This window comes from Acinetobacter sp. CAU_H_S139_7, assembly GCF_058599305.1.
In genome coordinates this window covers 2,308,958-2,322,046 of sequence record NZ_CM178651.1, presented here as the reverse complement: position 1 = coordinate 2,322,046, position 13,089 = coordinate 2,308,958, and the positions used below count along the sequence as shown (strand labels likewise).

Genomic DNA, 13,089 nt, shown 5'->3' with positions numbered 1-13,089 from the left:
CTGGGTTGGACTAGGGGAAATTTATCGTTTAAATATTTGCCTAACCCAATTTTCCAATTAACTCCACCAATATCTAAGTATATGAAAGAAAATAGGTGCAGAAAAGCAAATAGAATCAATGCGGTCTAGCATTCCGCCATGGCCATGAATGAGTTGCCCCCAATCTTTCACCCCACGATCACGTTTAATCGCAGACATAACGAGGCCGCCAAAAAAGCCAAAGATACAAACAACTAATCCAATACAAGCAGCTTGAACATAGCTAAACGGCGTTAACCAAGCCATTGCAGTCCCTAAAGCTGTGGCTAAGAAAATACCACCGAGTAGGCCTTCGACTGTTTTTGACGGGGATAAAACGGGTGCAACTTTGTGTTTGCCAAATAATTTTCCACACACATACTGCAACACGTCAGATACTTGAACCACCATAATTAACCAAATGGCTAGCCAAATTGGTTCACCTTTAAACTCTGGGAGTTTCAAATTCAACAATGCTGGAACATGTGAAATACAGAATACGCTGACCATGAGCCCCCATTGAATTTTTGAACTACGTTCTAGAAAATGGGTGGTGTCTTCTTGTTTTAAGCTGGCAATAGGAATTAATAAAAATACATAGAGCGGAATAAAGATTGAATACAGGCCATACCAGTCGGTATAAATCAAATAATATTGATAGGGAATAACAAAATAGAATGCAATCAGTAATGGAAAATAATCGCCCCGTCTGGTCGGCAGTAAGCTAATGAACTCACGTAGGGCAAACAAAGAGATAATTCCAAATAATACAATAAATGCGGTTTTTCCGAGTAAAATTGCAGCAGCAATCACGATGAGCATGACCCACCATGCATTGATTCGTGCATTTAAGTTATCGATAACTGGTGAAGATTGAGAGCCTGCTTTTTGTTTGAGAATAAAACCAACAGTTGAAGCAAAAACTAAAATGCCTGCAAAAATAGCAAATAGGGCATAGGTTTTATTAAGGTTGTCTAACATCATTGATTTTCAACCTCTTTTAATTTTAATAATTGTTTTTGCGCATAATCTATAAAGATGGCCTTATCCATGTCTAAATGTTGCTCTAAAGGGCAACCAAAACATACGGTAGAAAGCAAAGGTAGAGGGATAAATGCGCCTTTGGGCATAACCCGTCTTAAATTTGAAATCCAAACGGGAACAATTTCAATGTCTGGAAACTGTTTGTGCAAATTATATAAGCCACTTTTGAAGGGTAGTAATTCAATATCATCATTTAGATTGCGCGTACCTTCAGGGAAAAAGATAATCGAGTAACCTTGTTCAAGCGCATCTTTAACGGGTTGTAATGGATCAGTATGATCATCTCGGTTACGCTGAATCGTTATACCATTGAAGGTATCTTTAATAAGGAATTGGCGAAAGCCATCTTTCAGCCAATAATCAGAAGCAGCCACAGGCTTGGTTTTCCGTCGCATGATTGTCGGCAAAGATGACCACAGCAGTATAAAGTCGATATGGCTATTGTGGTTAGCGTAATAAATACGCTGTTTGGGCACAGGCTGACAACCGATCCATAAACTACGTGTACCCGTTAGCAGACGCGCTCCACGCCGTGTAAAAAATGCAATTAAACGGGCAATAGAATGAGTCGCAAAATGACTTTGAGTTTGCTCTAAAGCTGTTTTTTTCTCGTTTTGAAGCGGAGTTTTATTCATTGCATAAACCAATTTTATCAATAATTTCAATGGACTTTTAGCCAGTAGAAAGAGGTTTATTGTGCCAATAATTTATAAATTAGAATCATTAGAACTATATATTGTATAAACAATATAGTTATTTGCAGTTTAAACAAACGGAAACAGCCTGCAAAGCGCAAAGACCAATCTCGACCCACTTTCGATTTTGGTATGAGCTTAAATTGCAGTAATGATTGATCAAACTGTTGCGTTAAATCTTCGATGGCCACTGTATCAGATTGTTGCGCAATCACTTCAATGAGTTTAGCATCAAATTTCAACCTGAGTGCTAGGTAATGCTGCATTGCCATCAAGCCGAAACATAAAAAAATTAATATCCAAAACTCAAGAGATTGCCAGCTTTTAAGTAGTATAGCCAAAACGGTTAAGACGTACGCGACATAGCCTGAAAATAACAAACCATACGTTGCAGATAAAAGTTTGGCCACCACATAAAAGCGCATTTTCATGAGGCCGATCCTTTGCGTTTTAACTGATAAGTATTGAGATTTTTGATTTGTACGTCGTTCAGTCTAACCCACGGTCTAGCGGATTGAACTATTTGAATGGCCTCATTTACCTGTGTTGCATGCTGCTGTTGCATAAGCCAAGCGCAGAGAATAGCGCTACTTCTGGAATAACCCAGCGCACAGAAAATTAATACATGCTGTTGTGTGCTCTGGCTTGAAGCTGCTGCCATTAATTGGTTGAACACTTCAACCGCACGTTGAAGTTGGTCGGCCTGTAAAGGAATTAAGTCTAAACTTGAGTATTGAAAATATGAATTTTTTGAATTCACTGGCAACTCTGCAACACAATCAAAAACGGTCTGATATTTTTGTATTGTAGAACGTGTTGGGATGCGCCCTAAAAAAATGGTTGTGTTTTCAATTTTTAAAATTTGGGAGTCTTCAGGATGTTTCTTTGTCCAGATTCGACTGTTCAACCACGCAAAGATTAGGTAAGGGGCAAATAATATTGTAGCGGCAATGCTCAAACTTCCATCTGCTTGCTTTTGGAAGAAATGAGGGCGAACTAAATAGTAGCTTAAAGCAACGCCAAATAGACTGATTGCTGGATAAAGTAACCATAATCCCCAAGGTTGGAACAGATAGGCCAAGATTAGGAAAAGTAATGCGCCGCATAGGTAATAACTGCCTAACTTTAAATGCTTCGGCGTTAAAGTCTGCAGATCATCTTTTTTAAAGGGTGATTTTGCCGTAATTGGAAATAGCCATAGACACAATGCACCTGCCAATAAACCTGTTGGAATATCGATAAAATGATGTTGCCATGTGGTGAGTACCGATATGCCAATTAAAAATGACCAAAGGTCGACAAAGTATCTCCACTGACCTGAGCTGTGTCTGCGGTAGAAGTCCCAAAGGATGACCAATAAAACGATATGGAGAGAAGGTGCTTGGTTAAAAGGTTTATCAAAACCCATCAAAACATCAAACCATAGGCCAAAAAAGCCATCTAAAGGTGGTCGTTCAAAACTAAATTTGAGTGGAAAAAGAAGAAAGCAACTGATCGAAATCAGCTGTGCGCTAAATAGCCGAAGTGCATGCTGTTTCAGCTCAAATTTATTCCAACATAACAGCAAAGATAGACCGTAAAAAAGATCAATGGACCAATATGGCACGATGCTCCATGACCAAAGCGGAATGTGTTTTTCCCAGTCATAGACAATACTCGGCACATTGGGCAGTTGCGATGCATAGTGATTTGCAAATCCATAAGTGAGAAAGAAAAACGGTGCAAGGAAAATCAAACACAGGATTCCCCATTTCCAAGTGCCTGTTTCTTTTTTCAGTATTTGCATAAAACGTCCACAGATTATTATTTTTAAGTTTTACATGGATGACATGATCCAAAGACTGATCATGTCATCCTGTGATTTTAAAGCTTTTGGGCAACGGACACGGTAAATATTCCAAACTCATCAATACATTGATCTACTTTTTTAAAGCCTGCTGCTTCTACAAGGGCATCCATTTCAGCCTGAGAACGTAAACGCATGACCCATGCATCACCTTCACGATGTGAGGTTAGGGCGCGTGCAATAAATTCTTGCTGAGGATGCCAAATTTGACCTGTGTAAATTAAATAACCATCTTTGAGGATGGCTTTGCTTAAACCTTCCAGTGATTGTCGCAGCAGGTCATTATCACTAAACAATTCATATAAGCCAGAAACCACAGCCAACGTCGGTTTCGGTTTAACAGATGCAAGGGATTGTGTATCAAATGCATCGGCTTGAACAAATTCAGCGACATCACTTAAGCCTCGTTCTGCAATCATTTGTTGCCCAGCTTGGACATTAATATCACTATAATCGCGCAATAAAATCGAGTCTGGGCGTTTCGGAAGTTGTGTAACTGCATCTAAAATATAACGACCGTGTCCTGAAGCAATATCCATAATTCTGAGTGGTTTACGCTTTTTGATGAGAATGTCAGCGTATTTCTGCACCAGATGTTCAATGTTCTGTTTACGGACACGAATACCACGCCAACCAATCGCATTGAGATATTGTCGGTCAATGATTTTACCAATTGGGTTGCTACTTTCAGTTTGATTGCGATAAACGAAGTCTAAAGTGCTACCTGAGTCATAGCCTGTATCTTCGCCAATTTTTAAGCCTTTAGATAAATGACTTCCTATTTTCAAATTCTTTTTAGTCAACTCCCAAAATGCATTCTTCATGGATTTCGCTGGGAGTGGCGCACTAAGATCCTCTGCAATGGCACAACTTGAACCAATTTTATCTGCATTTAAAAGATCAGGGGCTTGATATTCCACAGCAAAACATTGCTGAATAAAACGACGGATTTTTTCAGTCGCTATATGACGGTCTTTTTCACCCAAAGTATCGTGAAAGAAGCCATCTAATATATGAAATTCTTTTTTGGGATGCGGTAGTTTTTGATAAAACTGTTGCTGCGGTTTTTGGAAGACCACAAAATCTGAGCCTGAACATAAAACTTGTGTTGGAACAAAGATATTTTGTGCATCCGCGACAATACGTTTTGAAGCATCATATAGCCCCAATAACATTCTGACTGAAATTGCTTTGGCAATTCTAGGGTCGGTATCATAACTCTGCGCGCGTTGTTTATCATGCGTGAGCATATTGGCTTTGACATAGCTTTGTATAAAGAAATTGCCACGCAACTTTGCCATCACCCTTAAGCTTGGTTCAGCAAAGGGCACATATAATTTAATATCAAAAGCAGGAGAGGCTAAGCAGAGCGCACGAATTCTAGGTGCATAATCATGCACCCAAGTTGCAGCTAAAACAGCACCAACACTTTGAGCGACTACGGCAATATTTTCCGCAGAAATGGCATATTGCTGTTCAATATGTTGTACGAAAGCTTGAATGTCTTTGACGCATGCAGAAAAGCTTGGCGCATCACCACGCTCACCGGGCGAATGACCATGGCCGCGTGCATCCCATGCAAAGAAATCGAAATCTGGTAGATTAAGTTCGTTAACTAAATGCGCCATACGCCCCGAGTGTTCATGGCCACGGTGAAAGAGAATAATGGCTTTTTTTGTTGTAGATGGTGTAGCCGTTGCCCAGTGTTGGTAAAACAGTGCGGTCCCATCATGACTGGTAAAAGTGTGTTGACTATTGTTATACATCTATTTTTACTCTGAATAATAAAATTATGAAGAAGTTGTCTTTAAACTATTTTTAATTCGGTTAAATATGGTGAGCAGAAGCAGTAGAGCAATGAGAATAAGAATGCCATTACAAATTCTACCGAGAAGTTGTAGATTTGTACTGATGTATGGAAATATCACAATAATAACAGCAATTAAACTGAGCCAAAAAGCGCGATCACTTTTACCCATTGGGCCATCGTAACGCCGTTCTTGGCCAATAAGTGGCGCCATTACACCTGCATATTCGCTGAGCAGGGCAAGAAAAACGACAAGCAATAGTAGTTTTGCATTAATAAAACCAAAGGCAATAAAACAAAGATAGAGTGCAGTATCGGAAATAATGTCACACAATTCATTATAAAAAGCGCCCAAGTTGGACTGCTGTTTAAACTCACGCGCTAACATGCCATCAATTGCATTGAAGGCCATACGAATGAGCATCCACAGTGGAAATAGCAATAAAAGCCCAGAAATAGGATGGGCTAAATAATGTTGATATAGAAAATAGCCTAAGCTAGTCGAAATCAACATCGCCAATAAAGTGACTTGATTTGCTGTAATTCCACATTTATATAACAGTTGTACAAAAGGTCGTAATAGATTTTGAAATGCTGGTTTTAATTGATAGATAGATGGCATCGTTTTAATAATTAATAATGGTTGTTGAAATTTTAGTCAGATTGAACAAGGTTTATCAAGTGCTATTAAGAGGCTAAAAATTAAATAATTTCCTTGTATGAATTTTCGGTGTTTATATTCACAGCATCGTCAGGCAATATGATATGCGGACAAAAAAACTCAAGGCCTTGCAGAAAATTCTAAAAACATTATTGTATCTGTGAAATGCAGGTGAAATACACCCCATGATTATGACTCTAAATAATGCCCCGATACTTTGACATAGTTTTGTGCTGAATACGGTAAGAATGCCAACTCTTTTTCTGTTAGAGGACGAACTTTTTTGGCAGGACTACCGACATACAAATAGCCACTTTCAAGCACTTTCCCTGGCGGAACAAGTGTTGCTGCGCCAATCATGACATCGTCAGGAATGATGACATCATCCAAAATAATGCTATTGATACCAATCAAAACACGGTTGCCGATGGTACAGCCATGTAAGGTGACATGGTGACCAATGGTGACATCATCACCAATAATTAAAGGCGAGCCATTTGGTTTATCTACTTTTTTATGACTAACATGCAGCATTGCATGGTCTTGTACATTCGAATTTTTACCAATCCGAATATGGTTTACATCACCACGAATCACGGCAAAAGGCCATACAGAAACATTTTCAGCCAATATAACATCACCAATCACTACCGACATTTCATCGATATAACAGTTGTTGCCAAGCTGTGGAGTGCTGTTCAAATAGGGGCGAATATTTTTAGCCATATTGGTGTACTGCCTTTGCGTAGGTGCCCATTATAAAATAAAAAAGCACCCAGACCGAGGTGTGGATGCTTTAACTTAAGTCTAAGTGTTGCTTAGAATAAGTTTGAGAAGAATTGTTTGATGTGGTCAAGCATACGTGCAAAGAAACCTGCTTCTTCAACATCTTTTAGCGCAACAAGTGGTTTTTCAGCAATCACTTTACCATCAAGGCTTGCTACATACTTACCAACCACTTGACCTTTTTTCAACGGTGCAGTCAGTTTCGGTTGAACCACCAGTTGTGTTTTGATTGCGTTGGCTTGGCCTTTAGGCATAGTCACGTTAAAGGTTTCAGCTAAACCAATTTGTACGTCATTTTCTTTACCAAACCATACTTTTGATTTTGCTAAAACTTGGTTCGCAGCTTGAACATTTTTAGTTTCAAAGTTTGCATAACCCCACGCTAAAATTTCACGTGTTTGCGTTGCGCGTTCTTGCATGCTTGGCGCACCAAAAATCACAGAAATCAAACGCATTGGGCCACGTTTAGCCGAAGTTGTTAAGCAGTAACCCGCTTCGTCAGTATGACCAGTTTTTAAACCATCGACACTTGGGTCAGTATAAAGCAGGGCATTACGGTTGCCTTGTTTGATACCGTTAAAAGTAAATTCTTTTTCAGAATAAATCGGATAATATTTTGAACTGTCGTGAATGATGTGCTGTGCAAGCGTTGCCATGTCTTTAGCGGTCGAGTAGTGACCTTCAGCAGGCATACCTGTTGAGTTCATGAAGCTGGTATTGGTCATGCCGATACGTTTTGCTTCAGTGTTCATCATGTGAACGAAAGTGCCTTCGTTCCCAGCAATGTGTTCAGCCATAGCCTTAGATGCATCATTACCCGATTGGATGATAATGCCGCGTAACATCTCTAATGCAGTCGCAGTACCATTTAATGGCACATACATACATGATTCCGAACTACTACCACGACACCAAGCAGACTCGTTCATCCGAACTTTTTCATCTTCGGTTAGCTCGCCCGCCAACAACTTTTGCTCAATAATGAAACTCGTCATCATTTTTGTCATTGATGCTGGTGCTAATTTTTCATTTTCATTTTTAGATGCGAGGATTTGCCCAGTCTCATAATCCATCAGCACATATGATTTATTATTTAGTTCTGGTGGTGAGGATAAGACAGTTGCTGCAAATGAAATGCTTGGTACGAGTAATGCCGCAGCAAGGGCGCTTTTTTGAATCATTCTAAGGGGTTCCGATTTCTTTAGTATAAGCACGAGAGCTTTGCATTTTAGGACAAAGTTCTGCCGACTTCTACGGTAGAAATCGGCTTATTTCAAAGATATTGTAACCAATTGGTATTATTTGCTGTAAGTGCTCAATTCTTTACAAATTTCTTGGTTTTTCGCTTTACCTGCTTTTTTCGCATCGGCTTGAGCTTCGGCTAAAATAGGCTTAAATTTTTTCTCTTTGCTGAGGTTTTTAAGGTATTCAGTCGGGTTTTTCTGTTGTGGTAGATACTCTTTGGCCAAAGTATTGTAGCCATTTTCAAACTGACTCTGGTCTGAAACGAGACTTGGACAAACTTCTGATAGGACATAAATTGCAGCCAACTCTTGCTGCGTCACTTGTTGCAGTGGAGTCACTTCAATATTTTCGTCTTTATTGGCTGCATGAGCCGAACCAATGGCAATCAAAGAAGAACCACAAACTGCCAAAATTACTTTTTTCATTACATTCAAATTCATTCTAAACCCTAAGTGCATACATGTTGTTGCCATAATAGGATGAGCTTAAACAAATTTTAAGTAAATGTAAGCGAAAAAATGTATAGAAGCTGTTGAAGTCGCTTCATCGTTTTTACATTTTTCAGTCCAATAAAAAAGGATGAATAACCTCATTATTCATCCTTTCTTTATGATATAGATGTAGAACTTGAATTAACCTTCAAAGTTTACAACGTCATCACATACTGACTTTTGTTCTGCTTTATCAGTACTCTTTGCATCTGTACGAGCTTCTTTCAGAATCGATTGGTATTCGCTGTCTGACTGTAATTTTGCATAGGTCATCGACTTATCTGAGTAGTCTTGTAAATAGGTTTGAATTAAAGTTTGAATGTTGCTTTCAATTTTAGGGCCTTGACCCACCAAAGCAGGGCAAAATTCGGTCATGACTTGCGCTGCTGCAATATCTTCTTTTACGATGGTGTTGGCTTCTTCTGTGCTTAATCCCTCTAGTGCAAAAGCAGATTGAGAAATCATGATAGCCATGCCTAATCCGAAGAAATTACGTAATGTTAAGCTTTTAATCATTTTTAAAATCACATATTTATGGTGGATGCGGAGACTCAATATATATATTTTCAGTTAGAATTCAATGAAAAGTTCTGACCAGTCATTTTTTTAATAAAGATTTTTGTTTTGAACCTTTTAATCGCCGATGATCATCCTAACGACTTCTAATCTTCAGTTTTGGCGGTCTTTAGGATGAGCTGCTTGTTGGGTGCAGGAATAATATTTAGGGATAAAAAACGCTTATACGAGTAAGCAAGATGTGAACCGAATAACTGTTAATCACCCTCAGATATTTTGTAGTGCCGTTTAATGTTTTGCGTTTTCACTCCCCAAATGGACGAGGCCGTTCTACTTTGGTGATGCTTAAAACTTTTCATGCTATCAAACACTTCCTGCACCTCCCAGATAAAAGGGTCGAGGCTTTGCTTGACCTCAAAAGAAATGCAGCCTTCTTCTTGATGAGTTAATTCAATATGTGCTGGAAGGAGTTCTATCACCATACGGACTTCTTCTTTAGACACACAGATTAACAGGCCATTGAGTTTAACCATAGAACTCCTTATTGATCTCCGACATTGTTAGCGTTGGTTTGTTTAGCCGAATTCATCTCATGTCTGACGCGACTAATCTGGTCATATATGACTTTGCGCATTCGGTTTATCGCACCCAGTGGTTTATGTTCAGCTAATGCATGCCATGGTGTAAAGGATAGATTTTCACAAAACTTATTTTGCTCAGGGGTATCAAAAACTTGTTGAGGAATATGAATTGTGGCCACCTTATAGAAAGGAGCTTGGTCTTCTTTCCATTCCGTCATCGAGTCTTCAACAGACATTGAGCTGGATGTTCGAGGTTGTACTAAAAACTCCATGCAGGCATCACGATCTTGTAAGGTCGTTCGAAGTGCCGCTCTTAAAAAGTCTGTTTGAGGAGTAGCTGGAATCGGGCTAACAACGCTTGAACATGCACGAGCAGAGTACTTTACCGCTTGACGATGATCGCCGACTCCTAACTGATAGGGCACCATAGACCAGTATCTGGTTTGCAGTGGATTTGAAATTTTATTTCTAGTGTTCAAGGCAATCCAAGTTCCTTTGGCTCCTAATGCAAAAGGGACATGCAGTTTTTTTAGAAATCGATCGCTATTGATATCTTGTATAAATGATAGATAACGAGCGGGGTCATTTACAAAGAATACAGGGTGATTGATCATAATGAAGTCTTGCGTAGCCGCAGGTTCATCTAAAAGGTTTTTCTCTGGCACGGCTAAAAGTTTGATCGCCATGCCGCGTGCATCTTTTTTTATATCCGCCTGTTTTGCATTACTCGACCCATTCGAAAAACGAATCCATGCTTGATAATTTTTTCCCGGAATAAAAACACCATAAGCCATGTTTTGAGGCAATGTTTCGTTTATCTTAAATTCTGCACGTACGCAACCATGTGCTTTAGGGTGCGCATCACGTAGCGCGATATCTGTGGAATATTGTTTTCGGATCGTCATTTCAATGATGTTCGCGATTTCTTTAGCAGTGGCGGCCTCATTTGGATAAAGACTTTCACTTAGACCCAGATCTACATCTGGGTATATAAAATCTTTAGGAGAAGTCAACATTATAGGTGGTGTATTCGCTTCTACGTTAGCGGTGATACCTGTGAGCAATATGGTATGAAAAAGTAGCCCTAAACGCATAGGCCTTGCGGAGTTAGGCATTGATTGTCTCCTTGCTCTAAAGCTGGATTTTTTTTAATTTTTAGCCTGATGATATGAACTTGTTTAGCCTTATTTAAGACACAGAATCATGATTATATCTGTGGCATTTTTTTATTCATGGCTACTGTCTAGAAAAATCTTAATGAGGAGCTACTCTGAGTGATGCTGAAAATTTGACATTGGTTTAAAATTTGTTCGATGATGTTTATCTCCTCAAAACCAATAATGTTTATAAAAGAGAACGAGCATGAGCGAAAAAAATCAATGTCATGAATGTTTAGTCTGTGGGCATAAATTCCTCATTAAAAACCTCATTCCTATGGGGGCAATACGAAAATCTATTACCGAAGAAATTTCACATGATTTTCCAGAATGGTCGCCTCAAAGTTATATATGCCAAGCAGACTTAACCAAATATCGAATTCAGTATGTTCATTCACTGTTAAAGTCTGAAAAGGGGGAAGTGACTGATCTTGAATATGAGGTGATTAAAAGTTTGCAACAACATGAAGTGATCACCAAAAATGTTGAAAATCAGTTGGATCAAAATTGGACTTTAGGGGAAAGGCTGGCAGATAAAATTGCGACCTTTGGCGGTAGTTGGGCTTTTCTCATGTGCTTTGCGACTTTCCTAGCTATTTGGATTATTGTTAATACAGTGGTCATGGTTACGCATCCTGCCGATCCTTATCCCTTTATTTTATTAAATTTAATTTTATCCTGTATTGCTGCGGTACAAGCTCCTGTGATTATGATGAGCCAAAATAGACAGGAAGCCAAAGACAGATTGCGCTCGCAAAACGATTATAAAATTAATTTAAAGGCGGAGTTGGAAATTCAACATTTAAATGAAAAACTAGATCATCTGTTGATGCATCAGTGGAATAGGTTAGCCCAAATACAAGAAATACAACTGGATTTGTTATCCGAAATGAGTAAAAAACGCGAATAACTTGGCTCAATATCCAAACACTTAAAAGCATGTTCTGTAATAGTGAGTGATAGCTAAACTCGCTTTCTTAGATTTTTTAACTCTTTGCTTTATAGTTATTTTTCTATGTAAGAGAAGAGTGCTTTTACAAAATCAAGAGATCTATATTTTATCTTTTTGAAGGCGTACTCACCAGTAAACACTTTAAACGTATGCTTATTCTTCTATTTTTAAGCTCTCTCTTTTGTTCTGCCCATGCAAGAGTAAAGTACTCACTCAGATCAATGATTTCATCTTTTCAGATTGCCTGATCTCAATGTATAGTCGTTCTGCATCGAGGACTCTATAGCTTTTCTTTTCGCTTTAAAAATTTAGTTTTTTCAAGCTACCCATAAATCTACCTGTTTGAATTGCAGATTAAAAAGACGAAGACGAGTGCAAAATAGATGTATAAGGCTTTTACCGACTCATATAGATTGAAGAAGATCCATTAGTGAATATTTTAATAGCCAATGACGATGGTGTTTTTGCACCAGGTATTCAAGCGCTCGCACATGCTTTACGTCCATTAGGTCGCGTGGTGATTGTAGCACCTGAAAGTGAACGCAGTGGTTTTTCCAGTGCTTTGATTTTAGATCGCCCCTTACGCCCAATCGAAATTGCACCCGACATGTGGGCAGTCAATGGAACACCCGCGGACTGTGTCTATTTGTCCATGAATGGCTTATTTGACTTTGAGTTTGATCTGGTTGTTAGTGGCATTAATAGCGGGGCAAACTTGGGTGATGATGTACTCTACTCAGGTACAGTTGGAGCAGCATTTGAAGGGCGTCTAATGAAACAGCCAGCCATTGCGGTATCACTTGCGGGCCCTGAAGTGCGTTCATACAATCGTCCAGAAGATTATCATCATGCTGCACAGTGGGTGCATGACTTTGTGAAGCAAGGTTTGCCTGCACTGCCACCACGCCATATTTTAAATATTAATATTCCAGATGTCGCTGAGTTACAGGGCGCTAAAATTACCTATCAAGGACGTCGTCTGCAGTCTAAGCCGATTACCAGTCATGTTGACCCACGTGGTCGTCAAGTGTACTGGATTGGGCTTGCAGGTGAAGCTGTGGCGGAACCGAAAAGAGGCTATGATGAGGTAGAGTCAGACTTTTTCGCTGTGGCGAATGGTTTTGTCAGTATTACGCCTATTCAGATGGATGCAACCAACTATGAAGTTTTGCATGCATTACAAGGGCAAATAAGTGCTTAAAAGGTACTACAGCTGAGCAATACAAGGAATGTATTCAGCTGTTTGTTATAACTTTGTGAAAATACGCGCAGAGATACTATTTTCACATA

Annotated in this window: 14 protein-coding genes; 2 read left to right on the top strand and 12 right to left on the bottom strand. The window is 39.2% G+C overall.

The window, feature by feature from the left end; genetic code table 11:
- Window positions 1-57: 57 nt before the first annotated feature.
- From AC4MC0_RS11375 to AC4MC0_RS11320, 12 genes are all read right to left on the bottom strand, one after another.
- Window positions 58-1,002 carry a phosphatidate cytidylyltransferase gene (locus tag AC4MC0_RS11375; protein WP_125281168.1) on the bottom strand — a complete coding sequence of 315 codons (945 nt, stop codon included), beginning with the start codon at window positions 1,000-1,002 and terminating at the stop codon, window positions 58-60.
- On the bottom strand, window positions 999-1,697 hold the full coding sequence (locus AC4MC0_RS11370; protein ID WP_114393010.1) for a lysophospholipid acyltransferase family protein: 699 nt from the start codon (window positions 1,695-1,697) through the stop codon (window positions 999-1,001). The genes AC4MC0_RS11375 and AC4MC0_RS11370 overlap by 4 nt, the downstream gene beginning before the upstream one ends.
- A 56-nt stretch (window positions 1,698-1,753) precedes the next feature.
- Entirely contained in the window at window positions 1,754-2,188 is a 435-nt protein-coding gene (locus AC4MC0_RS11365) for a hypothetical protein (RefSeq protein WP_491887071.1), read from the bottom strand.
- Window positions 2,185-3,543, bottom strand: coding sequence for a phosphatase PAP2/dual specificity phosphatase family protein (locus tag AC4MC0_RS11360; protein ID WP_491887070.1), 1,359 nt, complete (start codon window positions 3,541-3,543; stop codon window positions 2,185-2,187). Before AC4MC0_RS11360 ends, AC4MC0_RS11365 begins: the two co-directional genes overlap by 4 nt.
- A 77-nt stretch (window positions 3,544-3,620) precedes the next feature.
- Window positions 3,621-5,369 carry a bifunctional alpha/beta hydrolase/class I SAM-dependent methyltransferase gene (locus AC4MC0_RS11355; RefSeq protein ID WP_491887069.1) on the bottom strand — a complete coding sequence of 583 codons (1,749 nt, stop codon included), beginning with the start codon at window positions 5,367-5,369 and terminating at the stop codon, window positions 3,621-3,623.
- A gap of 24 nt (window positions 5,370-5,393) precedes the next feature.
- The gene (locus AC4MC0_RS11350; protein ID WP_491887068.1) at window positions 5,394-6,032 is read right to left on the bottom strand and encodes a CDP-alcohol phosphatidyltransferase family protein; all 639 of its coding nucleotides are present in this window, start codon (window positions 6,030-6,032) and stop codon (window positions 5,394-5,396) included.
- A gap of 228 nt (window positions 6,033-6,260) precedes the next feature.
- Window positions 6,261-6,797 (bottom strand): gamma carbonic anhydrase family protein, encoded by a 537-nt coding sequence (locus tag AC4MC0_RS11345; RefSeq protein WP_078425861.1) that lies wholly within the window; start codon window positions 6,795-6,797, stop codon window positions 6,261-6,263.
- A gap of 92 nt (window positions 6,798-6,889) precedes the next feature.
- Window positions 6,890-8,038, bottom strand: a complete 1,149-nt coding sequence (gene dacC, locus AC4MC0_RS11340; RefSeq protein ID WP_130235016.1) for a D-alanyl-D-alanine carboxypeptidase PBP5/6 — start codon at window positions 8,036-8,038, stop codon at window positions 6,890-6,892.
- A gap of 117 nt (window positions 8,039-8,155) precedes the next feature.
- A complete protein-coding gene (locus tag AC4MC0_RS11335) occupies window positions 8,156-8,542 on the bottom strand; it encodes an MCR_0457 family protein (protein WP_039889732.1) in 387 nt (128 codons plus the stop codon).
- A 192-nt stretch (window positions 8,543-8,734) separates the two neighbouring features.
- The gene (locus AC4MC0_RS11330; protein WP_058869309.1) at window positions 8,735-9,109 is read right to left on the bottom strand and encodes an MCR_0457 family protein; all 375 of its coding nucleotides are present in this window, start codon (window positions 9,107-9,109) and stop codon (window positions 8,735-8,737) included.
- Window positions 9,110-9,366: 257 nt separating this feature from the next.
- Window positions 9,367-9,642 (bottom strand): putative quinol monooxygenase, encoded by a 276-nt coding sequence (locus AC4MC0_RS11325; protein ID WP_205666895.1) that lies wholly within the window; start codon window positions 9,640-9,642, stop codon window positions 9,367-9,369.
- An 8-nt stretch (window positions 9,643-9,650) separates the two neighbouring features.
- Window positions 9,651-10,805, bottom strand: coding sequence for a catalase family protein (locus AC4MC0_RS11320; RefSeq protein WP_491887067.1), 1,155 nt, complete (start codon window positions 10,803-10,805; stop codon window positions 9,651-9,653).
- A gap of 247 nt (window positions 10,806-11,052) precedes the next feature.
- Here AC4MC0_RS11320 and AC4MC0_RS11315 point away from each other — a divergent pair, with 247 nt between their 5' ends.
- Both AC4MC0_RS11315 and surE read left to right on the top strand, forming a co-directional pair.
- Window positions 11,053-11,757, top strand: coding sequence for a DUF1003 domain-containing protein (locus AC4MC0_RS11315; protein WP_491887066.1), 705 nt, complete (start codon window positions 11,053-11,055; stop codon window positions 11,755-11,757).
- Window positions 11,758-12,229: 472 nt separating this feature from the next.
- A complete protein-coding gene (gene surE, locus AC4MC0_RS11310; protein ID WP_491887065.1) occupies window positions 12,230-13,000 on the top strand; it encodes a 5'/3'-nucleotidase SurE in 771 nt (256 codons plus the stop codon).
- Window positions 13,001-13,089 lie beyond the last annotated feature (89 nt).

Coding starts and splice junctions, on each gene's coding strand:
- AC4MC0_RS11375 (WP_125281168.1), bottom strand. CDS start 1,002: ATGATGTTAGACAACCTTAATAAAACCTATGCCCTATTTGCTATTTTT.
- AC4MC0_RS11370 (WP_114393010.1), bottom strand. CDS start 1,697: ATGAATAAAACTCCGCTTCAAAACGAGAAAAAAACAGCTTTAGAGCAA.
- AC4MC0_RS11365 (WP_491887071.1), bottom strand. CDS start 2,188: ATGAAAATGCGCTTTTATGTGGTGGCCAAACTTTTATCTGCAACGTAT.
- AC4MC0_RS11360 (WP_491887070.1), bottom strand. CDS start 3,543: ATGCAAATACTGAAAAAAGAAACAGGCACTTGGAAATGGGGAATCCTG.
- AC4MC0_RS11355 (WP_491887069.1), bottom strand. CDS start 5,369: ATGTATAACAATAGTCAACACACTTTTACCAGTCATGATGGGACCGCA.
- AC4MC0_RS11350 (WP_491887068.1), bottom strand. CDS start 6,032: ATGCCATCTATCTATCAATTAAAACCAGCATTTCAAAATCTATTACGA.
- AC4MC0_RS11345 (WP_078425861.1), bottom strand. CDS start 6,797: ATGGCTAAAAATATTCGCCCCTATTTGAACAGCACTCCACAGCTTGGC.
- dacC (WP_130235016.1), bottom strand. CDS start 8,038: ATGATTCAAAAAAGCGCCCTTGCTGCGGCATTACTCGTACCAAGCATT.
- AC4MC0_RS11335 (WP_039889732.1), bottom strand. CDS start 8,542: ATGAATTTGAATGTAATGAAAAAAGTAATTTTGGCAGTTTGTGGTTCT.
- AC4MC0_RS11330 (WP_058869309.1), bottom strand. CDS start 9,109: ATGATTAAAAGCTTAACATTACGTAATTTCTTCGGATTAGGCATGGCT.
- AC4MC0_RS11325 (WP_205666895.1), bottom strand. CDS start 9,642: ATGGTTAAACTCAATGGCCTGTTAATCTGTGTGTCTAAAGAAGAAGTC.
- AC4MC0_RS11320 (WP_491887067.1), bottom strand. CDS start 10,805: ATGCCTAACTCCGCAAGGCCTATGCGTTTAGGGCTACTTTTTCATACC.
- AC4MC0_RS11315 (WP_491887066.1), top strand. CDS start 11,053: ATGAGCGAAAAAAATCAATGTCATGAATGTTTAGTCTGTGGGCATAAA.